The following is a 26,201-nucleotide window of genomic DNA, read 5'->3' as shown; positions in this document are numbered from 1 at the left end:
AGGTCTGTTTTTGTTTGGTCTTTTAGAATTAAACTAGCAAATCAATAAGATTTATCCTTCTAATAATAAAGAGTGCGGATCTTCCAACAATTCTTTCACTGCAACTAGGAAGCTAACAGCCTCTTTTCCGTCGACAATTCGATGATCGTATGACAGGGCAATATACATCATTGGTCGGTTTTCCATTCGTTCACTGTCAATCGCTACAGGTCTTGTTTGGATTTTATGCATACCGAGAATCCCCACTTGCGGGCTATTCAAGATTGGCGTTGACATTAATGAACCGAAAACTCCGCCGTTTGTAATCGTAAATGTTCCACCTTGTAAATCATTTAAAGTAAGGGCATTATCACGAGCTTTTTTACCGAGATTACTGATTTCTTGTTCGATTTCAGCAAAGTTTTTCTGGTTAGCATTGCGTACAACCGGTACGACCAACCCCTCTGGTGCTGCCACGGCAATTCCGATATCATAGAACTTCTTCAAAATCAATTCATCGCCTTGAATTTCAGCATTTAAAAGCGGGAATTGCTTCAAAGCTGAAACCACGGCTTTTGTAAAGAACGACATGAACCCAAGACGAACCCCATGTTTTTCGAAAAAGGCATCTTTCCGCTTCGTGCGTAAATCCATAACAGCAGACATATCCACTTCGTTAAATGTGGTCAACATCGCCGCTGTATGCTGGACTTCTACTAAGCGCTTAGCGATGGTTTGACGCCGGCGGGACATTTTCACACGTTCTACTGGTTTGTCAAACTCTTCATCTATTTGTTGTACGACAGGTTTTGGGCTGGTCTTTTCCAACTTTGGTTCTTCTTTAACCGCAGGTGTATGTGTATATGCTTTTACATCCTCTGTTCTAATTCTGCCAAGTGGATCACGGCTGCTTACTTGGTGTAAATCGATTCCCCGTTCTCTTGCCAATTTTCTTGCTGCTGGTGAAGCAATTGGACGTGCGGCTATCGAAAGTTCTGGCTCAGGTTGGTTGCTTTGTTGATTAAAAGTTTCTTCTGCCGGTCTTTCCGGAGCTGCATCTGGAACAGTTGGAGTGCCTGGAGTGGCTCCTGCAGCCGTATTCTCTTCGATAATCGCAATTACATCGCCTACTTCGACGATATCGCCCGTCTCTTTTAATAATTTTGAAACTATACCTGAGTATTCGGTATTTAATTCGATATTCACTTTGTCTGTTTCCAGTTCAACAACACTATCTCCTTTGGTCACTTTATCACCAATGTTAATGAGCCATTGTGAAATGGTACCTTCTGTAATGGATTCTGCCAGTTCTGGTACTTTTATTTCTATCATGTGGTGTATCCTCCTAGGTATGATGGTAAGTCTCCTATTATGCAAGTATTTCAACTATCGTAATTTGTGAGTGATGATGGTTAGTTAGAACTAAACTCTCTTTCTTGTTTCTGAGTATCTTCCAGACTCTATATAGTTCAAAGCCTGTTGGATAATGCGTTCTTGTTCCTTTTTATGAACGATTGGATCGCCGCCTGCCGTACTTGAACGCTCCTGACGTCCAATGTAACCAACTGTCAGGCTGCCGGAAGCAAGATCAAAGAGAATTGGGGCGATATAGTGCCACGCACCCATATTTCTCGGTTCTTCCTGTACCCAAATGATTTCCTTCAAGTTTGGGTAACGCTTCAAGATTGCTTCTACTTTTTCCTGAGGAAATGGATACAACTGTTCGATTCGAACGATGTGTAACTCTTCTAAGTTTTGATCTTCTTTCTTTGATTCGATCTCTACAGCAAGATCGATGGCCATCTTACCAGTTGTTAATACTAAACGCTTTACCTTGTCTGTCTCTTTTCCGAGCTGAGGCTGTTCCACTACTGTTTGGAAATGGCCTTCGCTTAGCGCAGTACCTGTAGAAGCAACCAACGGGTGACGAAGCAGACTCTTTGGTGTCATAATAACCAATGGCCGAACAAACTCTGTACCTAAGATGGAAGCTTGACGGCGTAAAATATGAAAATATTGGGCCGCACTTGTCAGGTTGGCAACTGTCCAGTTGTTTTCAGCTGCTAACTGTAAAAAGCGTTCCGGACGGGCACTTGAATGCTCTGGACCTTGGCCTTCATACCCGTGAGGCAACAGGAGAATAAGCCCTGATTTTTGCCCCCATTTCGCTCTTGCGGATGAAACAAATTGATCATAGAGGGGTTGTGCTGTGTTGGCAAAGTCGCCATATTGTGCTTCCCACATGACAAGTGTTTCAGGAGCAAATACATTATATCCATATTCAAAACCTACAACCGCTGCTTCCGACAGCGGACTATTATGAACCGCAAACGAAGCCTGTGCTTGCGGAAGCTGGTGCAGTGGTGAATAGGTATCGTTTGTTTCGGAGTCGTGTAGCACAATGTGTCGCTGCGCAAACGTTCCACGCTCAGAATCTTGGCCGGTTAGACGAATCGGCGTACCATCTTTTAACATCGACGCAAATGCCAACACTTCTGCTACCGCCCATTCTACTTTCCCGTTCTCTTCTAGTGCCGAATTACGGCGCTCCAGAATTCGTTTTAACTTTGGATATACATGAAAACCTTCCGGCCATTTCAATAAATCTTGGTTTAATTCACGAAGGGTACCAAGGGGCACGCTTGTTTCTACCGGTGGAATTCCTTTGGCGATCACCCTCGGAACCTCTACTTCTGCAAGGGGTTCACTCTGCTTCTTCTCGGACGCTTTTTCAAACTCAGCCTGCAACAGTTCTTGCACGCTGCGGTTAATGTGCTCAACTTCTTCTTGTTTGAGAATGCCACTATTTTGCAACTGTTTGGAATACACCGCTCTTACCGTTGGATGGTTCGCGATTTTTTTGTAAACCTGTGGCTGGGTGACTGCTGCATCGTCCATTTCATTGTGGCCAAATCGCCGGTACCCAACTAAATCAATCAAAAAGTCCTTTTGGAACCGAGTTCGGTATTGATAAGCCAGACGAACGGCGACCAGACATGCTTCTGGATCGTCCGCATTTACATGTACAATCGGAATCTCAAATCCTTTTGCTAAGTCACTCGAATATCTCGTTGAACGAGAATCGTGGCTATCTGTCGTAAAGCCGACCATGTTGTTGGCAATGATGTGGATGGTTCCACCTGTTCGATATCCTTTTAACCCGCTTAAATTCAAGGTCTCCGCTACAATCCCCTGGCCCGGAAAGGCTGCATCACCATGGACCAAAATCGCAAACGCCCTCTTAACATCCTGCTTAGGGTAACCGGCAGACTTTCGTTCTTCTTGGGCAGCTCTTGCAAAACCTTCGACTACCGGATCTACAAATTCAAGATGACTCGGATTATTGGCTAAAGTAATACGTGCGCGAACGTTTCCGGGGCCTTCCATGAATCGATTTCGGCCTAAATGGTATTTCACATCTCCAGTCCAGCCCTCACTTATGTCGACCAAATCTTCTGACGGACCCTGTTGTTTGGCAGACGAGTGCTGAAATTCAGAGAACATTTTTCTGTATGGTTTGTTTAACACATGCGCAAGAACACTTAGGCGGCCGCGATGCGCCATTCCAATCACTACATTACGTGCTCCATCCCCGACACCTTCGTGCACGGCTTCATTCAGCATGGGGACAAGCATGTCAACGCCTTCAATAGAAAATCGCTTTTGACCGACAAAGGTCTTATGCAAAAATTGTTCAAATCCTTCAACCTCTGTCAGACTCTGTAACAAGTTCGTTTGTTCTTCTTTAGATAAGGAGCGATGCAAAGAACCTGTTTCCACCATTTGAGTTAACCATGCTCGTTCATCCATATGTTGCACATGGTTAAATTCATAGGCCAGTGTGGAGGTATAACTACGCTTTAAATGGTTGATAGCATCCCATGCGGTTTGAATACTTGCTGGTGCCTCCTCCCAAACAAGTTTGGATGGAATCGCTTTCAGGGCTTGCTCACTTACCCCATGTTTTTCTGGATTAAACAACTCTTGATTTTGTGGATTCCCCTCTAATGGGTTCATGTTTGCCGCTAAATGACCGTTTGAACGAATATCTTCAAGCAGTTTTACCACTTTAAGTACTTTCTGTATATTTATGGAATTATCAGGATTAACAGATTCATTATTGATGGTTTCTTCGGTATGACTTGATTCAAAAGACAAAGGGGAGCCCCATTTAATAAAAAGCTCTTTTAATTTTGGATCAAGGGTGTCTTCACCGTTCGTGTACCGCTCATATTGTTCGATTACATAGCCCAGGTTTGGACCATTAAATTTCCGCCATGGATTATGTTCGTTTTTTTGTACTCCCATTCCCAATTCCCCCATTGTTGTGTTACTTTATATGTTTTGTTTCGGATTATTTAGTGAAGTAATTATCAATTGCTTTAGGATAAGGATAATGTAATAATTGAAATAAATAAAATGCTAAAAAATTATATTAATCTATAAAAAATATTTATATCAGATAGATAGGTGGAAAAATGGATTACCGTGACTGGGAAATACTAAAGGTGCTTTATCATCAAAAGAATCTAACAAAAACAGCTCGCCTCTTATTTCTTACTCAACCCGCGTTAACGACTCGATTAAAGCATATGCAGGAAGAACTAGGCGTTAAAATCGTAACTCGTGAAAGCAGAGGAGTGCATTTTACCCCACAAGGAGAATATCTTGTTCATTGTGCTGAGGAGGCCCTTGCTCATTATGAAAAGATTAAAGAAAATGTCCAAAATATGAGTAATAACGAAAGTGACGAAGTGGTAGGTACGTTGAAATTGGGGGTATCCAATTTTTTCGCGAATTATGAACTTCCCTATGTTTTGAAATTATTTAAAATGCAATATCCACATGTGGAATTCAAAGTGGTTACAGGGTGGAGCAGAGACGTAACTCAACTTATACACAATAAGGATGTTCATATCAGCTTTGTTCGAGGAGACTATGGTTGGCGGGGATTATCAAAACATCAATTATTTGAGGAAGACATATGCATTGCGTCAATGGATGAGATTGATATAATGGATCTCCCTCGTCTTCCTAGAATCGAATATAGAGGAGATTATTTATTAAAATCAGTAATTGATCATTGGTGGGGTGAAAATTATTCGCAAGCGCCCTTTATTAGTATAGAAGTTGACCAAGTTGATACGTGTAAGGAAATGGTTATAAATGGTTTAGGCTATGGCATCCTGTCCAGCAGGGTACTTACCGGTATAGAAGATTTACATAAAATCCACCTACTTGATCAAGAAGGAAATCCTATATTGCGAAGAACGTGGATGTATTATCATAAGGAATCTCTGGAATGGAATGTTGTTAAGGCATTTGTACGCTTTATTGAAAACTTTGATTGGAAGGACAATTGAATTTAACAAGCTCAGTGGAGAATTTATTGAGCAAACAGGTTCCTAAATGTCAATATCGCTGACAATGCAAAAAAAAGAGTATATCGACAAAAAAAACCAGCCGGAAACGCTTCCTGGCTGATTTTTGTTTCGTAACTATATTAAAATATATAATATTTTCAAACTTTCAAGGGAAGATAACTGTATAGATTAGATCCTTGACATCCTGACTGCCATGTATTGTCTGCCAGGGAGCTCGATTCGGAATTTTCCTTCATAGATTTCTTCCAATTCGTTAATTGTCATATTCCACGTATCAATTACTTCTACTTTATACTTCGTCCCTGGCTTCATCCGATATTCTCTGAAGCGAGGCTGGTTAAAGCCGTAATAGAAAAGATAATATTCGTCCGGTATTCCTGCCGCAGGTGCATCCCATGACATTTGCAAAGGATTCAATCCATCTTTTGGACCTTCTTCCATGATGCCCCTTAAGAATGCAATACGATCGGGACTGCTTCCATACAGTTTGCCGCCTTTAGACCACCATAAAACCTCATCTGGACGCAGGTATGTTTCACCATGCCCAACATATCCTCCTCTTAAGGCACCTTCCCAGAATCGGCGTGTCATTTCTTCACCAGGAATGTTGCCCCAGCCTTGATCAATGTCTCCTTCATATGCACATTCGTCTATAACAATTGGCTTATTCCATTGTTTCCGCCACTCATCAGTGCTCTCGGCCGTCTTGTACACATCAACGCGTTGAACGCTGCAATGAGTAATCCATGGCCGGTTGTAATCATAAAATTGTAAACAGTTGTGGATAGAGATCAAATGATTATAAGGGTCATTTTCCGTAATAATTTTTGCAAAACGTTCCCAATCATCTATTTCCTTTGACCACATTAAATCGTACTCATTGGCCAAAGACCACCAAACATGCCGATAGGCGGAAAGACGGGCAACGATGTATCGCAAATACCGATCGTCAGCGCCCTTTTTCATATCCGCAAATCCCCATCGATCATATGGGTGGAACAAAATCAAATCTGCTTCGATACCAAGCTTTCCGAGATCGATAATTCTTTGTTCCAAATGTTGAAAGAACAATGGATTGAATCGAGCATTATCCCAACCTTCCTCAATCGATCCCTCATACGGGTAAAAGGGAGGTTCGTTGGTATTGAAAGAATACGATTTCGGAAAAACACACATACGCATTTTGTTGAAGGGAGATGTTCCAAGCGTTTCCAGTGTTTGCTTAATCAAATTTTCCTCCTGATGGACCCAGGCATAACAAGTCGTACCGACCGGAATATACCTTGTTCCGTCCTCATGAGCAAAATGAAAGGTGTTTTGTACACGAACCGGACCCTGATTCCCTTCCAATGCTTCCTTACAGACAAATTGACCTTCAATGCTATCAAGTGATCTGGCGGAGCTTTTCGTCCGGAATGCCCAGCTGCCTTCAGTGTCAGGCATAAATCGAATCCGGTAAACGCCTTCTCCGTCATAGAAACCTAGTGTTTCCAGTGTTCTATCTTCAAAACTAAATTCAGCACTTAGAGCTACGTCGACAAACGGATTTCCGTGATCCGGGCCCTGCAATTTCAACTCGAATACGCCCCACTTGTCGACATGATCAGGCAGTGTAATCGCCGCCGAACCTCTAGGCACCGATTCATTTTCATAATCAGTAGCCGGTGTAATCTCACCGCTGTCCTCCGACTCCTCCGAGACCTTTGCCAAATCCTGCTGCAGTGCTGTTACAATTTCCGACGTCAGTGTTAATTCTGGAATATACGAAGCAAGCTGTGGTAAATCAGCTAACCTAATAAATGTACCTAGACTTGGATCAAGCATTAAATCAAAAAGTTGAGGAATATGTTTTTCCAATATGCCCCTAGCTTCTTTATTAGACAAAACACTACCTAGTTTCGTTTTTTCTGTAAATTCCAAAATGATAACCTCCAGCTGGTAGAATTATTTAATATACTAAAACACCATTTACTGACTGCTTCCACCCTTGATAATACTTATCTCTTACATCACTTGTCATCAAAGGGCGATACAATTCATGATCCTGATTAAGTTTATTTATTTCATCTTTAGATTTCCAAATTCCGACTCCTAAACCCGCTAAATAAACAGAACCCATTGAAGATAGTTCGGCTACTTCTGAAGCAATAACATCGCTATCCAACATATCTGCTTGATATTGCATTAAGAAGCGGTTGCTTGTTGCGCCTCCATCCACTTTTACACTTTTTATTTGAATATTGGATTCTGATTGCATCAGTTCAATAATATCCTTAACCTGATAAGCGATACTTTCTAATGCTGCACGCACGATATGTGGTTTTCCGGTATTGCGGCTCATTCCCATAATTGCGGCACGAGTGTACGGTTTCCAGTAAGGAGCTCCTAAGCCTACAAAAGCTGGTACAAGATAGACACCCTGATTATCTGATATAGAACTTGCCAACTGCTCAGCCTCATCAATTTCATCAATCAATTCGAGCTGATCCTTCAGCCATTTAATCGTGTCACCGGTACTATTAATAATCCCTTCCAGTGCATAACTTACTTTCCCATTCATTCCCCATGCAATGGAAGTGACTAAACCATTGGTACCATCCACCAATTCATCAGTTTGCATCAGTACGGAAGTGCCTGTACCATATGTCGCTTTGGCCATGCCCGGCTCAAAACATTTCTGCCCAAATAAAGCACCTTGAGAATCTCCAATTATCCCTGAGATAGGAAGTTGTGTGAACGGAAGAGCGGGATCCTCGGTAACACCAAATAGTTCATTGGAATCTTTTACTTCAGGAAGCATTTCTTTTGGGATACAAAAAAGTTCCAACAACTCATCATCCCACTGAAGGGTATGAATATTAAATAGAAGTGTTCGGCTTGCATTCGAATAATCGGTTGCATGGACTTTCCCGCCTGTTAATTTCCAGATGAGCCAGCTATCAATCGTTCCAAGTAGGAGCTCGCCTTCTCTTGCTCTTTCTTTGACGCCATCTACATGATCCATTATCCATTTTACCTTAGATGCAGAAAAATATGGATCTGCCTTTAACCCAGTTTTTGATTGTATAAGATGTTCATATCCCTGCTCTTTTAACTCTTGGCATTTGTCAGACGTTCTTCGACATTGCCAAACGATAGCATTATAAACTGGGATTCCTGTTTCTTTATCCCAAACGACTATCGTTTCTCGTTGATTTGTAATCGCTAAAACAACTAAATTTTCTTGTGAGACGACAGATGTTTGAACCATCTCTTCCAACAGTGTTTTAACATTTTCATAGATTTCAACCGGATCATGCTCTACCCATCCTGGGTGTGGATAGTATTGTGTATGACTTAAAGCACATTTATGAATTATTTGTCCTCTCGTATTAACGAGCAATACTTTTGTTCCCGATGTACTTTGATCAATCGAAAGAATATATTTCTCGTTTGTCATAGGAACACCTCATCCATTATTCACCATCTGCATGGCAATCTTCCTAACATTGGTTACACTTAATCCATAGTGTTCAAACACTTCAGCTGTTTTTCCTGCAACAGCTGGTTCGTCTGGCAGACCAAGAATCTTGACAGGTATCGGGTGGCTTTGTGAAACAACCTCAGCTACCGCTGAACCTAAACCGCCATAAATGCTATGCTCTTCGATGGTGATAATTCTTCCTGTTTCCTGAGCAGCCCTTAGAATTGCTTCCTTATCTAACGGTTTGATCGTATGCATATTGATAACCCGACAATCGATTCCTTCCTGTTGAAGGGCTTCTGCGGAATCTAATGCAATTCTGACCGTCTCGCCAGTTGCAATAATGGTTATATCTGTTCCTTCTTTCATCGTCACTGCTTTACCAATTTGAAACTCATAGTCTTCAGATACATATGAATCTTCAACTGGATTGCGACCAATCCGAAGATATACCGGTCGATCATATTCAACTAATGCTTTAATCATTTTTTTCGCCTCATGACGATCCGCTGGCATCATTACATCTAGACCAGGAATAGCACGGGTCACAGCGAGATCCTGGAGAGAATGGTGAGACATGCCTAGTGCACCATAACTAACGCCGCCGCTAATGCCGATTAGTTTCACATTTGTATTGGAATACGCAACATCTACTTTGATTTGTTCAATACTTCTCATGCTTAAAAAACAAGCAGGTGATGCAACAAATGGTTTTTTACCAGAAGCCGCCAAGCCCGAAGCAATCCCAACGAGATTTTGTTCTGCAATTCCGACCTCTACAATTTGATGCGGTAATTCTTTCCCAAAATTCACAAGAGAAGCTGATCCTCTGGAATCACTGGTTAAGACTAAAATATCTCTATTTTCTTTCGCTAATTCTTCTAAAACCTCACTGATAGCTTGACGATTAGCGATCATATTTCCTTTTACACTTTTTAAAGCCTCTTTAGTCATTGTAGCACCTCCAGTTGCTTTGAAAGTTCTTCCATTGCTAATTCATATTCTTCTTTATTAGGTACGTAATGATGCCATTTTGCTACATTTTCAGCAAATGAAATTCCCTTACCTTTGACTGTATTGGCAACAATCATCGTTGGTTTTCCGCTCACTCTAGGCGTATTGCTCAAAACTTCTACTAACTGTTCGATATTATTTCCATCTACTTCTACGACTTCCCAGCCAAACGATCTCCATTTATCCCCTAACGGTTCAAGGGACATAACATCCTCGGTACTTCCTGTTATTTGCAATCTATTGCGATCAATAATAGCGACTAAATTATCCAGCTTGTACTGTGAAGCAGCCATAGCCCCTTCCCAAACTGACCCTTCTGCCTGCTCGCCGTCCCCCATTAAGGTATAGACTCGGTACGATTTTTCATCCATTTTGGCAGCCAAGGCCATACCAACTGAGATTGGCAACCCATGTCCCAACGCACCTGTATTCATTTCTACACCAGGCACTTTATTGTTCGGGTGACCTATTAATCTTGTATTAAATTGAGAGAATGTTTTTAATTCCTCTTTTGGAAAAAAACCCTTATCTGCTAATATCGCCCAGTATGATTCAACGGCATGCCCTTTACTCTGTATATATCGATCACGATTTTCCCATTTAGAATTCTTTGGATCCACATTCATAATATGATAGTAAAGAACCGTTAAGATATCGGTATTGGAAAGAGAGCCACCTGTATGACCGGTACCCGACTCATAAATCATTTTTAGCAGTTCCATTCGAATTTCTGTTGCTTTACGTTTTAGAAACTCAATTTTACTCATCCTTTTTACCCCCAGCTTTATTTATTAAGGTCGCTCCCACGAAGCCATGCTCTAATTTCACTTTCAGTTGGATCTACTGGATCAGGATTCAACCCAGGAATATATTCACATGCATCAAACAGGACCGGGATAACGTTCGCGTGGACACCTACTGAGTGGTGAATATATGGTCCTTTCACTAACTTTTCTTCCCATAATGGCCAGTCATTTACTTCCACCCAAACGTATGAACCTCTGGTGAATGGACCTTCAATGCCCTTTGCTTTTCCAAGAAAGATAGAATATTCACCATGATCTCCGTCAAAACGTGCAAGCGTCATTTCTCCACCCTTTATTTCTCCTTCATGAGTTCCTGGAGAATGATCATCAAATAAGAAATGTTTGTTTAGCTTTGGCTTTTCTTCTACACTTAACGATACAGGGAAATTTCCGCAGTGGAATAATAACTCTCCATTTGGATTTTCAGGATGACGTACTGTAATATCTGCGAAAAACGTTGGTTTTGTATTTAATGTAGCTGCTTGAACCATAATGGAAGTTATCGCACCATGTATATCTGTTTCACAGGTTACTGGGATTTGTTCGTCTGTCAAAATCGCATTTGCCAAACATGGCATAATGCCAATAATATCTTGTAAGGTTGACCAGCATTGAATCGCAATCGCTGTACTTCCTGTATCTGCAGCCATTTGTTTCATCGCTACTTTTAATGAAGCGATTCGCCGGACATCCTGTTCTGTTACTCCACTCCAATCAAGCTTTTCCTTGATATAGCCAATTGCTTCATCTAATTCTGGGCTATCAGACTTTTCTATCTTCAATGTTCCTTTTTTCAACTCTTCGAGAGTGATCGGATGAATTTGTATTCCAAACGTCTCTAACAATTCACCCTCATTGCAGATAACAGACCAAAAGTCAGAGGGCCTAGTCGATATTTGCAAGATTCGTAGATTAGTAAATTGCTTTACAACATTGGCTGCACCAATAAAATTCTTAAACCCGCGTTCAAAAACAGGGCTATCCACACTGCAATTCGTAATATATGTAAACTTTACATTAAATCTTCTTAGCACTTTACCAGTTGCAAAAATTCCGCATTGTGAATCACGAAGACGCATCCCATCTTCCAGTGGAGCCTCATCCCTTGGACCCCAAAGTAAAACAGGTTTTCCAATTGCTTTTGCTACTCGTGCAACAATATCCTCTGTTCCAAAGTTACAGTGTGGGAAGAATACAGCATCCACTTCTGCATCTCTAAATCGTTTAATAATGGCCGGTTCTTCTAATCGTTCATGCAACAACCCTTCTTCATTAATCCCCTCTAAATCAACGATTTCTATTTCCAATCCAAAGCTCTCTATTTTTTCTCTTATTAATTGTTTAAACTTCAATGCATCTTCTTTACTAAATACAAATCTTCGAGTGGGTGCGAATCCAAGCTTAATCTTTTCCATTTCCTATGCCTCCTAAGCAATTTCACATCAACTAAAATTCAACTAAACATACTAAAACACTCATTTTATATAAAGCGCATTCAAAAAACAAAAATGTTAAATAAACTAAATTTATTTATCTTATATAAACTACTTGAGTCAATAATATCAACATTTAAATTATCAGTCAATTGTTTTGATAAATTTATTTAGTTGTTTTCTTAGTTTTATATAATTTTTTTTATTTAAGCAATTTTAAGAACTTTCTCTTGAAACGTATAAATACTACCGAATTACTACTGAATATTTGTATATAAATTGATTTATTTTCACTAAACATCCACTGAAAAAACTTGTCTTATGCTATAATCAAATGAAATAAGTTTATAAAACAGATCAGTACTTTTATCAACTAGGTAGGTGTTATATTTATGAAAATAGATGATATTGCTAAATTAGCCAATGTCTCAAAATCCGCTGTCTCTCTGGCGTTGAATGGAAAAAATGGGGTAAGTCAAAAAACGCGCGAGAAAGTCTTACGAATCGCACAAGAACATGGATACATTCCGCGCCCTATTATTAAAGCTGATCAATATTTTCAGCCAAACACAAAATTATTGAGATTTATTGCTTGCACAAATGCAGGAATAGTAACAGAGCAATATGAATCGCTCCCTTTTTTTATGGAGTTAATTCATAATCTTGACAAACAAATCGGCTCCAGTGGTTATTCTCTGTTGGTTTCATCTATCAGTATAGAAAGCCTTCAAGAAGAAGTATCGAGGCTCGAACAAGAACAAAAATCGGCAGGCATATTATTGTTAGGTACCAACTTAACGCCAGAGCAAATTAATCTAGTTGCAGACATACAGCCAAATATCGTTGTCCTGGATACTTGTTTTGAAACGTTAGATGTAAACTTTGTCGTGATGAACAACGTATATGGTGCGTACCAGGCAGGACAATATTTAATGGAGTTGGAACACCAGCAAATTGGTTATGTAGGGTCAAATACAAGAATGTATAATTTTGACATGAGGAAAAAAGGCTTTTTGCAAGCACTCACTGAAAACGGTTTAAAAATTGCCGAAAGTAATTACTTTTCATTATCCCCAACAGTGATTTCATCCCAAGATGCTTTTAAAGAAAAAATCAATAAACGGATGGGTCAATTACCCACTGCCTTATTTTGTGAAGCGGATTATATGGCCATTAGCGTAATTAAATCGCTCACTGAATTAGGTATAAAAGTCCCGGAGGACATTTCTGTTATCGGCTTTGATAACATTTTTGAATCACAAGTGATTACTCCTGAACTAACGACAATACATGTAAAAAAAGACAGGATCGCATTACTATCAGTAGAAAAACTAATTAGACAGATTGAAAATAATGACTCTGATAAAATAAAATTGTTTGTTGATACAGAACTCATTGAAAGGAATTCATGTGCAGTAAACAAAGAAACAAACTAGGAAGGATTAAATCAAAATTTGGTTTTAATACAACCTCTATTCGGAACTTTACAGACTCCGATTGGTGAATTTTGAACCCCTGTTGGTTGCCATGGCAAAAACCCACGGAATGTAATTTTCCGTGGGTTACTTATTTTTAAAATAAACTTGTGAGACAGCTTAAATTTGTTTTTTTTAATGCGGTTATTGTAATCCTTTCCATTAGGATTTCTTTGGGTCAAGCAAAAATTTTTCCTGCTACTAAACACGCTAAACAAATTTTAGTTTATATAATGAATTCTTTTCCTTATAGAAACTTTAAGCAGAGTAATTTGAACTAAAATATATCTTATTTATTTGCCCCCCTACTCAGTGAGAAGGGGCGCAAATAAGGTGTAATCTACTTATTTCTTAACAAAATTAGTTTCATTACTACCCGAGAATCGATTTAATTCGTCCATCAGATTTGTTAGCATTTCTTCTGTAAACGCACCCATGCTGAAGTTGACTAATGCACGAAGAGGCATATATTTCATCATGGCTTCCATCATTTCGGCAGCATCCCCTTCATTTGCTCCTAAATTCGGGAATGGATTGTGTTTATTTAATAATTCCGTCGCTAACGGTAGTAAAATTGGATCTGCCAGCAAATCACCAATTAAGGTATTGCGGTGAACCTGCTTTCTAATGGAAACTGTTGATTGAACAACGATGATATCTTTAAGGACAATCTCTTGCGACGATTCTCCTACTAAAATTTCAAACTCTCCTGTTTCCACATGCCAGTCTTTCATTTCCACATTATAGTAAGCAAATGCTCGCTTATTTAATAAGAACGTAACCGTTTTTTCCTCACCTGGCTGCAAGTCTACTTTTTCAAAGCCTTTCAGCTCTTTTTCAGGTCTGTTGACACTGCTCTTAACATCTTTTACGTAAAGCTGCACAATCTCTTTTCCAGCACGATCACCTGTATTTTTAACGGTTACACTGACTGCCACCGTTTCGGTATCTTGAATCTCTTTTTGACTGATTGAAAGATTGCTATATTCAAAAGTAGTGTAGCTTAATCCAAATCCGAACGGGAATTGCGGTTCAACTTTTTTGGTATCATAGTAACGATAACCGACAAAAATACCTTCCTTGTATTCCACTTTGTCGCCTTCTCCCGGGAAGTTCAAGAAAGAAGGGTTATCGCTTAATTGTTTAGGGAACGATTCTGCCAATTTTCCGCTCGGATTTGCATCGCCAAATAATAAATCTGCGATGGCACCTCCAAGTGCTTGTCCGCCTAAATAAGCTTCAAGTATACCTCTTACTTTTCCAATCCATGGCATTTCAATCGGTGAGCCGTTGCTTAACACGACAATGATATTGCGGTTCACTTCCGCTACTGCTTCGACTAATAGACGGTGGTTTTCTGGCATGCGCAAATGTTCGCGGTCATAGCCTTCCGATTCATACCGATCAGGAAGCCCGGCAAAAAGGATCACCGTATCAGCTTGAGCCGCCACTTCTTTTGCTTCTGCAAGAAGCGTTCCGTCAATTTCGTCAGAGTCGAGACTGTATCCTTGAGCATATAACACATTCGTGTTTTTACCAGCAGTTTTTTCGATTTCTTCCACAATGTTTTCAAGCTTTGTCGGTTTTACATGAGAACTTCCCCCGCCTTGATATCTTGGCTTTTTAGCAAATTCTCCAATAACGGCAATGGTTCCTTCTTTTTTCAGCGGAAGAATTGCTTCTTCATTTTTTAATAACACCATGCTTTCCCTTGCCATTTCTCTGGCAAGCTGGTGATGGGCATCTTTGTCATAGACAGCATTTTCTTTTTTATGATCAACGGCCATAAAAATAATCCGCAATAATCGTTCAACTGCTTTATTGAGTTTTTCTTCAGACAGTTTACCACTCTTCACAGCGTCGACAATCTTTTGGTCACCGATGCCATTACTAGATGGCATTTCAAGTTCCAATCCGGCTGATAATCCTTCTGCACGTTCATTCACCGCACCCCAGTCGGAAACGACAAAGCCTTCAAAACCCCATTCATCTTTCAGAATCTCATTTAACAAATATTCATTTTCAGAGGCGTATTCACCGTTTACTTTGTTGTAGGAGCACATAACTGTCCATGGCTGGGACTGTTTGACCACGCCTTCAAAACTGGCCAAATAAATTTCGCGTAATGTTCTTTCATCAACAACAGCATCCGTTGACATCCTGCGGTGCTCCTGGTTATTAGCTGCAAAGTGTTTCAAAGATGTTCCGACTCCCTGGCTTTGAACCCCTTTAACATGGTTGGCCGCCATTTCTGAAGCTAAATAAGGATCTTCAGAGAAATACTCAAAGTTTCTTCCACAAAGCGGTGAACGCTTAATATTCACTCCTGGTCCAAGTAAAACCGCAACATCCTCTGCCTGGCACTCCTCACCTAGAGCTATCCCTACTTTTTCAATGAGTTCGCGATTCCAAGAGCTGGCCATTCCGGCAGCTGACGGAAAACAAGTGGACGGGACACTGTTATAAATCCCTAAGTGGTCTGCACCCTGTGCCTGCTTGCGAAGACCATGCGGCCCATCTGTCACCATAAGAGATGGAATCCCTAGTCGTTCAATCCCTTTTAAATGCCAGAAATCTAATCCAGAGCATAGGCTCGCTTTTTCTTCTAATGTCATTTGTGAAATTAATTGTTTGATATCTCGCATTGTGAACCTCCTAGTATGGTTAATAGAAAACGCTTTCTATTTTTATATTGTATTAATTTCTCGTTGTTAGTTATGGTAATATTTATCGAAAAATAGTATTATCTTATTAACTAAATTAAATAATATTGAATTCGTTTACTTTAAAAGGGGAACTAACTAAGCATGCCATATCTTAATAGAGACCACTTAGAGTATATTTGCAGGCATATGAATGAGACTTTGAAAATTCCTTTTTACCTATTTGATTCAACCGGTGAATTACTTTTTGAATCCTCATCAGGTTATAGACAAAACCCACTAAACCTTGCAAAAATAGACTATTTAAGACAGCTAATGAGGAACGATGATTCATCAGAATACCCGATCATCAAATCGACTAAATTACTTGAAAATTACTTGATTGTTAATTTACAGGGTGGAGATACATTCCAAGGGAGTATTATTGGCGGTCCATCCGTTTTTACTAATTACTCTGAAGACATGATAAGAAGGATGAATCATGACCTTGGATTTTTTATCGATCAAGAATTCATTATTCTTTACTATCAATCACTTCCAGTTATGAAGCTACATGACTTGACACGTGCCGGTATCCTTGTCCACTATATGATCTATCATCAATTACTGGATACAGAAAATGTTATCAAACAAAATCAAATAATGGAGCATCAGGAGGTTCTTACTGAAAGTCCCGACTTGGAAATATCTTTAAGACGTCAAAATACTAAATTCCATCATGATTATTTAATTGAAAAGAAACTTTTTGGAGCAATAACAAAAGGAAAAAAAGAGGAACTGTTAAACTATTTGAACATCGCTAATGAGGAATTTGAATATGGAGTCCTATCAAAGAATAGCCAATTAAGAAGTGAAAAGAATTTAACCATTTCAGGCATTACCTTAGCCACTAGAGCTGCAATGGAAGGCGGTTTATATCCAGAAATCGCCTATTCCTTAAGTGATTTATATATTCAAAGACTCGAAGAATTACAGGATATTCATGAGGTAAAGAAATTAATGGAAAAAGCATTTGGTGACTTTGCTGAAAGAGTTCACACAAGCCAAATTGAACAGTATTCTAAACCTATCTCACTCTGTCAGAATTTTATTTTTAACCATGTATATGAAAACATTACATTGTCTCAATTATCAGAGCAGGTACAATTGACTCCAAATTATTTATCCTCGCTTTTTAAAAAAGAAACAGGAGTTTCTTTGAGCGAATATATTCAAAAAGTGAAAATAGATGAAGCAAAAAATTTATTAACATTAACTTCCTATTCTCTTTCCGAAATTTGTACTCTATTAAACTTTACGGATCAAAGCTATTTTATAAAAGTGTTTAAGAAATTTACAGGTGTTACCCCCAAGCATTTTAAAGATAATCCTATAAATTAAAGAGACCGTGTATGTCTGCCACGGTCTCTTCAAAAATTATAAATGAATTTAGTAATCAGCTATCTGTTCATTTACGTTTTGCTCGTCTGGCTTCTAATTCAGCAATAATTTCATGATGCGGCTTTTCCCATTTATAGACAAAAGCCATAATAAGGATGGATACAACACTAAAAATAATTGGCAGCCAAAGGTAGCTAAGAGAAATCATTTGCAGAGTAGTCTCTGTTTGCTGTTGATTAGCAACGTAACCACCGGCAGCCAGTAGCCAAGCAGGAATCGCACCACCCAGTCCAGAACCTAATTTAATTCCAATTCCTGCAGCTGATACAAGGATCCCCTGGGCACGGACTCCTGATTTCCACTCACCATAGTCAACAGTATCTGCCATTAAGGTAAACAGTAACCCTGCTGGCAATCCCATACCTATTGATCCTATGATCGTTCCAGCAATAATTATCGATACATTATCTCCACCCATAAAAATGATTAATTGACCAATGATATTGATAACAATACCTGTATTAATTAATAGTACTTTACTAAATTTCTTTGTTAAGAATGGTACTGCCAAAATACCAACAAGTGAAAACATTGCAAGGGTGTTGACCGTAGAAATGATGTCAGGTTTACCGATGTTATAAGTCATGTAATAAATACCTGCAGACAATTTCATGATATACAACATGAAGAAGACGATTCCTAATAAGGAAACAGCCATCCATGGGCGATTGCCTTTAATTGCTTTTAGACTTTCTTTTACAGGAATAGCTTCGTTACCAGATATATTTTGAACACGTTCTCTTGTGTTTAGGAAGGTAACAAAGAACAAGATTAAACCAATAACAGAGAATAGTGTCATCGCATAGAAGAAACCTTTTTGCTGATTGCCAGCACCAAAATAAGCAACGAGTGGTAATAAAGATAAGTTAACAATTAATCCGCCCACCTGTCCGCCTAACATACGGAACACATTGGCAACGGTTCTTTCCTGAACATCGCTTGACATACTTGGAAGCATTGTTGTTAATGGGTTATTAACGGCTGCATATAACACATTGGCTGTAATATAAAATATGTAAGCGTAGGCCAATTTACCGGAAGCGCTTAATTCCGGTCCCATAAAGAGAAGGATGGAAACAATCGTAAATGGAATACTAGACCACAATATCCAAGGTCTTGATTTTCCCCATTTAGTATTTGTCCTATCGATCAAGACCCCAAAAATCGGACTATCAATCATATCTACAAATCTTGCAATTAACATTAAGGTACCAACTGCAGCGGCCCCAATTCCAAAAACATCCGTAAAGTAATACGTTAAATAAGTGGTTATAACCGTATAAATTAAGTTTGAACCTGTATCTCCCAAACCGTAACTAACTTTTTCTAATAAGGACAGCTTTTGATTTGTACTTGAAGTATGGTTTACTTTTAGTAAATCTTGTTCTCTTAATGCCATGGTTTTTCCTCCTTAGATAGTTAAAACGTTTTCATTTTTGTTGATTTTTAATTTGTCATACTCTTTTCAACATGAGGTAAAATAATAAATTAATTTATTTTGTATTTTTAAAGCGCTTTATTTATTTATAGTATAAATAGATAGGAAGCTAGTTTATGGTATTATTTTAGGATAAATAGTATTTTTTAACTTTTATCAAAAATAAATAAATATTCTGAGATTACCTTATAAGGATAGTGAAATTACATAAAAATGGTCCAGGATAGCACCTGGACCATAGAAGAAATAATTATAGCTCAATTCTTAAAATGACTACACTATAAGCAGGGATTTCATACATATTACTATCCAACTGCAATACAGTTTCAAGAGGAATTACCTTGTTAGGGTCTTCCATTGTATTTGTATTGTTTGGATCGTCAGAGGTTAAAATAATCTGCTTACCCACTAGTTTCTCTTTCCCCTCAATATCAATCAATGTTCGTAGATTAAACTCAGAGGCATTAACTAATTTGACGATTACCACATTATTCTTTTCATCAAGGGTGGTTACGGAAGTGAGATACGGTATGGTTACTATTTTATACTCATGCACCAGCCGACCATCAAGATAGCAATAAATAGAATCATTTGTAACTTTGGCACATAAATGATGAGCACCATCTGGATTAACATTCACAGCTTGATTAGGGGTCAGCTTCACTCGAGACCATCCATTGATATGAAGTAACCGACTCTCACCATTTGAGTCTAACTCCCAAAGAATATAGTTTTGCTGCCATTCTTTTGTGCTGTCAAGCAGTCGAATTTTTAGCCCCTGTTGCCCTAGCGTTGCATCCATAGTAACTGTATATTCTTTCCAAGAAGGTTCGCCAATCCGCAGTACATTCCATTCAAGGCGAGTTAATGAGTTATCTTCTGTTAAGTTTTCACTCTTAAATAGAAGTTGGTCACCACTTGTAATGCTTATTTCTTTAATCTTCTGAAGGTCATTTTGTGTGATTGCTACTTCACCTTTAAATGAAGGGAAGCGACTTTCTGTTTCTACTTTACTTTCTAGGACTATATCTCCCCTGTTTTCTGCAAACAATTTTTGAACATGATAGGATGGCGATACATACGAATCCGTTCCATTAAAATAAATGAGATTAGGTGTCCAGTTAATATGATTGACATTTGCAAATAATGGAGCGTAGGAAGACATCACGACAATATCCTGATTTCGTTCCATCCCTGTCATAAACGCAGCTTCACTTATCGCTCCTTTGAGAGCGCCCGCTCCATTGCCAAGTATCATTGCATATTCCCCAACATAGATCTTCGGACCATTCCGATCATAACTATCATACATATCGTGATACATGACATAATAATCAAAATCAGCATAAAAATGCTCATCTACTATTTCGACCGGCAAGCCTTTCGTCTCTGTTCCTACCTCCCAATGTGTATTCCAAATTGTGATAATTTCAGGATATTTTGCTTTTACTGCCTCATAAAACAATTTGTAGCGGACATTGTATTCGGGTCCAAAATTTTCATTCCCTATTTCGATATATTTCAAATTAAAAGAAGCTGGATGGCCGTTTTCAGCACGAAGAGAACCCCACTTGCTTGTAACAGGTCCATTCGAATACTCGATCGCATCCAGCATGTCCTGAATCCATTCATCAAGATCTTCTATTGGGACCTGCTCTCCTGGTCTTCCTTGACAAGTGAGCCCGCAGTTTACGACGTACATAAGCTCTAAGCCAAGATCCTCTGCCATTTGTAAATACTCATGGTAGCCTAAACCATTTGTTGACCGGTAATGCCACAGCGTCCAATGAGAACTCCTCTCGGTTACATCCCCTAGCGTTTTCTTCCAGCGAAAAGCCGTTTCCACTGAGAAACCTTCTACAAAGCACCCACCAGGAAATCTCAAAAAATTCGGCTTAAGGTCTGTAACCCTGTCAACTAAATCTGGTCGTAAGCCATTTTTCCTTTCCATAAAGGTTTTTTGGGGAAATAATGAAACAAACTCAAGCCAAAAAGTTCCTCTTTCATTCGTAGAGAATGCTAGAATTCCTTCTGACTCCTCGCCGTTACTTTCTAATACCAGCTCATATTTCTGCCAATTTTCGGATACTATTTCACAAGGTTTTGAGAACAATTTTACACCTTTTTTATTTTCAAGAGTGATTTCCAAATCTCCCGAAAATGTGGCGTCCTTTTTTGCATAGAAAGATAAATTGTATCTTTCATTTTTTTTCAAGGGGATTCCCCAAAATCCTTCATTATATACTGAAATCCATTTATCCAATGATTCTTCAATCTCTACCCTGAGAGAAAGAGGATTTTCATTATTAATAGGGTCATTTCTATCTAGGGAAATGCCTGCTTTACTATTCGGATCATCCGTGCGGAGATGCCAGCCTGGGATTGATCCCGGGGCTTCTTCAAAAGGTGAAACCCACCCTGCCGGTGAATGCAATTCACATCCCTCTACTTCGCAGCGGTCAGGAATGATCGTATCCTCAAAAGACCTATTTCGAATTAACTCCCCATAAATTCCTCCATCACCAGCACGGTTAATCTCCTCGAAGAAAAGACCATATAATGATGGACTTACAGGAAATTTTTTAGCTTTCGTATCAATGATTACTTTTGCTGACTTATTCAACAAAATCCCTCCAACTGAACAATTTCTTCATAATTTTTTATTGATTTTTAACTATTATTAATGATAAAAAAGGTGACCCCGGTATTAAAACCGGAGTCATTGGTTTACTTTAGAACAATCGTGTTAAAAGATTCAGGTTTTAAATCAAATTGATAGGATTTGCCTTGATATTCAAATACTAATTCCCGTTGTTTTTTTAGTGGATTGTTCACAATTAATACAATGGAATTATCGGGATTTTGGAAAGCTAGCGAATGGGCCGTAAGATGACCGTTTGTTTCTAGTCTGACTGCTCCATTTTTCACAAAATGAGAATGGTGTTTTACTACATAAAATTCAGGATTATATGTGAAGTTGTTCGTTTCTGGATCCACGGTGATCATGGAATTTTGTTCCCAGCCCCAAGTGCTGCGGCCTTTAGGCTCTAGAACCGCATTCCAGTAAACATATCCATTAGCCCCATTGACAAAGTAATGGCGGAACAGGTTGCTGACATATTGAGCGTATTCCCAAGTATTTTTGCCGTTTCCACATTCATTTTCCGTTTGCAGAAAACGTATTTCAGGGTAGCTCTCTGCTGTCCGCTGGATCGCATGTTTTCCAGCCCATTGATAGCCAACACCACTGATATACTTATAGGCTTCAGGATCACTGAGTACAAGACCTGCGTACACATCAAAATCAGATGTCGTATCCGTCATTAACTCTTGCCAAGGTTCGGGTGCATTGATGGTCCCCAGCCAGATTTCTGTTGCAAGATTGTGCTTTTCAAAAGCGGGTCCAAGATAGTCTCGAATAAATTCCTGTAATTGTTCCCCTGTCCACTTACAAGAAGGAAATTTCTGGTCAGCCATTACTTCGTTTTGCACATGAATTTGGTTAATTTTTATTCCTTCGTTTTCATACGCTTGGACAAATTTAACGAAATAAAGCGCGTAAGCCTCAAGTACTTTTTTCTCCCAGCGCAGTGTTCCATAATTATAAGCTTTCGGAAATTTCAGCCAAGTAGGAGGGCTCCAAGGTGAAGCGAAAAATTTCATATCCGGATTTCTTTTTTGTGCCTCACGAATGTATGGGATGAGATATTTTTGATCCCTTTCAATCGAGAAATGCTCCATCTCATAGTCGTCATCGGTTTCATTATGACTATACCATTCCAAAGCATAATCACTTGCACCGATTGGCAGGCGGCAAAGCGTAAACTGACAGTCTCCATCTGTCGCGAATAAAGAATCTAGCACTCTTGTACGATCCTCTTCAGACAGGGATTGAAGCGAATACATTCCTAGTTCATTAAAACAGCTGCCAAAGCCTTCAACGACACGGCCTTTATTAGCTGTTATGATTAAATTACGTTGGTTATCAGTAGTTTCAACAGGTTCCTTCGTTTGCCAATAATTATCACGAGTGGATTCAAACCATAAAACACTTTTTTCAGTCATGAATTCCATTCCTTTCAATTGCTAGTTTTAATTTATGTAAACGGTTTAATACTTGTCAGTTTATATCTTTTTTTAAAATATTTATGGTATTTTTTACGGAAAAATAGTATTTATCTTAGTCTATTGTCGAACAAGAACTAGTTTTTTATTTAACTCATCTAATTTTTCTGAAGAAGCAAACGAAGTGAATAATGGGAAATTAATTAATTCTTCCAATGATTTTTCAATAAATTGATCATTTTTTACAATCGGGTTATTTACGATTTCTGGCAGATTATTATTAATAATTTCTTTTGTTTCTTCATTGTTTAGAAGCTCTTTTAAACTACTGTTTGTGCTATAAGTTAAGATATAAGATTTTGTCGGTAGATATTGAAATACATATGTGCCTGCAGTAAGCTCACATAGAACTTCCTTACTATCCTGCTTAGCTTCCAAACCTCGATTAACGAGCAAGTCGCCATTTACCTTAATAGTTTCCAAAGCAGCATCAGGCAGGAAAACTTTAGCTGAAGTATTGAATGGTACAACAAAGCTAAAAGTTAACGACCCATCCTCTTTTAATTCCCAGCCGCTCTCAATATATCCAGACGGAGAAGAAAATTTCGCCTTGGCGTAGGATAATTTTCCATATGGTTTAGGACAAAGTTTAATCTTTCTAAACCCAGGTGCATCTTCAACCGGATTGATTCCGCACATATAACGATACATCCACTCAGCAATCGAACCATAAGCGTAGTGATTTAATGAGTTCATTCCTGTTCCACTAATGCTTCCGTCTGGAAGCACTGAGTTCCATCGTTCCCAAATCGTTGTAGCACCAAGTTTGACCGCATATAACCAACTTGGAAAATCATCATTTAACAATAAAGTATACGCATAATCATTAGCTTCATTTTCAGATAATACGTAACAGAAATAGGGCGTACCGACAAATCCTGTTTGTAAGTGCATTTTATCCTCACGAAGCTTAGCCTTTAAATCTTCTATTAACCTTAGCCGAAAGCTTTCTGGTACCAGGTCCATATATAAGGCAACAATCATGGCGGTTTGAGTATTAATCGCACTTCTGCCATTTGGCGTAAAATATTCCTTCATGATTGCTTCTTTAATTTCAATTGCTAGATTGTCATATTGTTTCGCCATTCCAGTGTTACCCAAGACCTTTGCTGCTTTTGCCACTAGCTGTGCCGAATAACAATAATAAGCGGAAGCAATATAATAAGAATCGGTTCCACCCATAGGGCTTTGAGGATCCTTTCCATCTAATGCCAGCCAATCACCAAAATGGAAACCAACCTGCCACAGTCTCTTTGCACCTGATTCATCATCCACTTTTTTGATATAATCCACCCAGTCCTTCATTGCATCGAACTGCTGACGAAGAAGCTCTTTATCTCCATAGTACGTATATAATGTCCACGGAATAACAGTCGCAGCGTCACCCCATGCAGCTGACCCACTACCTGAAATAAAACCGTTTCCATCCTTTGGCTTTACGACAGGTACTGTGAAAGGTACGGAACCGTTTAACCTTTTCTGTTCTTCATGTAAATCAAACATGTATTTTTGGTAAAATGCAGGCGAATACATATTGTAGCAGGCTGTAGGGGCAAACACCTGTGCATCACCTGTCCAGCCCATCCGTTCATCGCGCTGTGGACAATCTGTAGGTACATCAAGAAAATTTCCTTTTTGTCCCCATAACGCATTTTGGAATAATCGATTTACCATTGGATTTGAAGTTTCAATTGTTCCCGTTTGTTCAATTTCACTGTAAATAACACTGCCAGTAAAGTCATCCAGGTTTATGTCTCCTTCAAAACCAGTAAGCTTTACATATCGGAAGCCATAGAAGGTGAAGTGAGGCTGGACCTCTCTTACACTTCCGTCAGAAATATAAACATATTCAGCTTTGGCCTCTCGCAAATTTTCGCGATAAAAATTTCCATTTTGAAGAATTTCACCGTATTGGAGCTGTAATATGCTTCCTTTCGGTGCATTGGTTTTAAAACGCACCCAGCCGGTCATTACTTGACCAAAATCAAGAACCACTTCTCCAGCAGGTGTATGTATAATCTCCATTGGTTTTCTTTCTTCCATGATTTTGATAGGCAAATTTCGTCTGGCTGTAAAACATTCTGTATTGATTTCCGTTTTCCTTACACTAGTCCATGTACTGTCATCAAAATCAGGCAGCGTCCAGTTTTTACTCTCTAGATTTGCATCATAAATCTCACCATCATAAATGCCGCTAAATGTGATCGGTGCTGGTGCGCTCTTCCAGTCTTCATTCGTAGCAATGATGATGGTAGTTCCATCTTTTAGCGTTACAACGATTTCACCAATGCAAGCAAATTCACTTCCATATAATTCATGATATCCGCCTTCAAATCCAAAACGGCCTTTGTACCAACCATTGCCAAGCATAATACCAATCGCATTTTCCCCGCTCTTCAATACGTCCGTCACATCATAGGTTTGATACTGAAGCCAGAAATCATAAGCATTATAACCCGGAGTAAAATATTCCTCTCCAATTCTCATTCCGTTTATTTCAACATCATATAGACCCACTCCACAAAGATAGGCTCTAGCTGATACAATATCAGCAGGCAGTATAAAGTTTGTTCTAATCAATGGGTGGATTTCCTTATCCAATTCAGGCGTAATCCAATTTCCTTGCCATGACTCATTCATTTTTGCTGTTTCAAACCAGGCAGTTTCACTTGTTTCCACGTCACCAGCATTCCCCCATATAGTTACCCGCCAAAAATAACGAGAACGTGGTTTCAGCTGTAGGTCCGGAGTGTACCCTAAATTATCAATCTCTTGACTTTTCCCGCTATCAAAAAGAATCGATTCGAAGCCTGGATCAGCAGCTATTACCACTCTGGCGGCTGTTTGAAAAACAGAAGGGCTCTCCCCTGACTCGGTCACCCATGAAAGACTTAATCGATCGAATTCAAATCCGAGCGGATTCACAACGTGATTTGTTCTTAAATTACTAATCTCCATTTTTTTACCTCCTAATAAATCGT

At 39.1% G+C, this 26,201-nt stretch carries 15 protein-coding genes; 3 read left to right on the top strand and 12 right to left on the bottom strand.

The window, feature by feature from the left end:
- Positions 1-51 precede the first annotated feature (51 nt).
- Complete coding sequence (odhB, locus tag CCK98_RS10240) at positions 52-1,311, bottom strand: 2-oxoglutarate dehydrogenase complex dihydrolipoyllysine-residue succinyltransferase (RefSeq protein ID WP_088086495.1); 1,260 nt, start codon at positions 1,309-1,311, stop codon at positions 52-54.
- A 90-nt stretch (positions 1,312-1,401) separates the two neighbouring features.
- The gene (locus tag CCK98_RS10235) at positions 1,402-4,287 is read right to left on the bottom strand and encodes a 2-oxoglutarate dehydrogenase E1 component (RefSeq protein WP_088086494.1); all 2,886 of its coding nucleotides are present in this window, start codon (positions 4,285-4,287) and stop codon (positions 1,402-1,404) included.
- Between the two features lie 170 nt (positions 4,288-4,457).
- Here CCK98_RS10235 and CCK98_RS10230 point away from each other — a divergent pair, with 170 nt between their 5' ends.
- Positions 4,458-5,342 carry a LysR family transcriptional regulator gene (locus tag CCK98_RS10230; RefSeq protein WP_088086493.1) on the top strand — a complete coding sequence of 295 codons (885 nt, stop codon included), beginning with the start codon at positions 4,458-4,460 and terminating at the stop codon, positions 5,340-5,342.
- Positions 5,343-5,531: 189 nt separating this feature from the next.
- Here CCK98_RS10230 and CCK98_RS10225 read toward each other — a convergent pair whose 3' ends face one another.
- From CCK98_RS10225 to CCK98_RS10205, 5 genes are read right to left on the bottom strand one after another with little or no spacing between them, the layout of a single operon-like run.
- A complete protein-coding gene (locus tag CCK98_RS10225) occupies positions 5,532-7,283 on the bottom strand; it encodes a DUF5605 domain-containing protein (RefSeq protein WP_088086492.1) in 1,752 nt (583 codons plus the stop codon).
- A gap of 28 nt (positions 7,284-7,311) precedes the next feature.
- Positions 7,312-8,802: a glycerol kinase GlpK gene (gene glpK / locus CCK98_RS10220; protein ID WP_088086491.1), complete on the bottom strand. Its 1,491-nt coding sequence runs from the start codon at positions 8,800-8,802 to the stop codon at positions 7,312-7,314.
- 9 nt (positions 8,803-8,811) lie between these two features.
- Complete coding sequence (locus CCK98_RS10215; RefSeq protein WP_088086490.1) at positions 8,812-9,780, bottom strand: transketolase family protein; 969 nt, start codon at positions 9,778-9,780, stop codon at positions 8,812-8,814.
- Complete coding sequence (locus tag CCK98_RS10210; protein WP_088086489.1) at positions 9,777-10,607, bottom strand: transketolase; 831 nt, start codon at positions 10,605-10,607, stop codon at positions 9,777-9,779. Before CCK98_RS10210 ends, CCK98_RS10215 begins: the two co-directional genes overlap by 4 nt.
- A gap of 17 nt (positions 10,608-10,624) precedes the next feature.
- Positions 10,625-12,061, bottom strand: a complete 1,437-nt coding sequence (locus CCK98_RS10205; RefSeq protein ID WP_088086488.1) for an L-fucose/L-arabinose isomerase family protein — start codon at positions 12,059-12,061, stop codon at positions 10,625-10,627.
- Between the two features lie 410 nt (positions 12,062-12,471).
- Between CCK98_RS10205 and CCK98_RS10200 the strand changes: the two genes are divergently transcribed.
- Entirely contained in the window at positions 12,472-13,515 is a 1,044-nt protein-coding gene (locus CCK98_RS10200) for a LacI family DNA-binding transcriptional regulator (RefSeq protein ID WP_088086487.1), read from the top strand.
- 383 nt (positions 13,516-13,898) lie between these two features.
- Here CCK98_RS10200 and CCK98_RS10190 read toward each other — a convergent pair whose 3' ends face one another.
- On the bottom strand, positions 13,899-16,199 hold the full coding sequence (locus CCK98_RS10190) for a glycoside hydrolase family 3 C-terminal domain-containing protein (RefSeq protein ID WP_088086485.1): 2,301 nt from the start codon (positions 16,197-16,199) through the stop codon (positions 13,899-13,901).
- A gap of 162 nt (positions 16,200-16,361) precedes the next feature.
- Between CCK98_RS10190 and CCK98_RS10185 the strand changes: the two genes are divergently transcribed.
- Complete coding sequence (locus tag CCK98_RS10185; RefSeq protein ID WP_088086484.1) at positions 16,362-17,597, top strand: helix-turn-helix domain-containing protein; 1,236 nt, start codon at positions 16,362-16,364, stop codon at positions 17,595-17,597.
- A 67-nt stretch (positions 17,598-17,664) separates the two neighbouring features.
- On the opposite strand, the gene CCK98_RS10180 is transcribed toward CCK98_RS10185, so the two are convergent.
- From CCK98_RS10180 to CCK98_RS10165, 4 genes are all read right to left on the bottom strand, one after another.
- Positions 17,665-19,056, bottom strand: a complete 1,392-nt coding sequence (locus CCK98_RS10180; protein ID WP_088086483.1) for an MFS transporter — start codon at positions 19,054-19,056, stop codon at positions 17,665-17,667.
- Positions 19,057-19,345: 289 nt separating this feature from the next.
- The gene (locus tag CCK98_RS10175; RefSeq protein ID WP_088086482.1) at positions 19,346-21,718 is read right to left on the bottom strand and encodes an alpha-L-arabinofuranosidase C-terminal domain-containing protein; all 2,373 of its coding nucleotides are present in this window, start codon (positions 21,716-21,718) and stop codon (positions 19,346-19,348) included.
- 104 nt (positions 21,719-21,822) lie between these two features.
- Positions 21,823-23,160 carry a glycoside hydrolase family 30 beta sandwich domain-containing protein gene (locus CCK98_RS10170; protein ID WP_088086481.1) on the bottom strand — a complete coding sequence of 446 codons (1,338 nt, stop codon included), beginning with the start codon at positions 23,158-23,160 and terminating at the stop codon, positions 21,823-21,825.
- Between the two features lie 120 nt (positions 23,161-23,280).
- On the bottom strand, positions 23,281-26,178 hold the full coding sequence (locus CCK98_RS10165) for an alpha-L-rhamnosidase (protein WP_088086480.1): 2,898 nt from the start codon (positions 26,176-26,178) through the stop codon (positions 23,281-23,283).
- Positions 26,179-26,201: the final 23 nt, after the last annotated feature.

The sequence above is a fragment of the Bacillus sp. OV166 genome, assembly GCF_900177675.1.
Classification (GTDB): domain Bacteria; phylum Bacillota; class Bacilli; order Bacillales; family Cytobacillaceae; genus Neobacillus.
The sequence above is the reverse complement of the archived record's forward strand: the minus strand, read 5'-3'. Positions and strand labels throughout refer to the sequence as shown.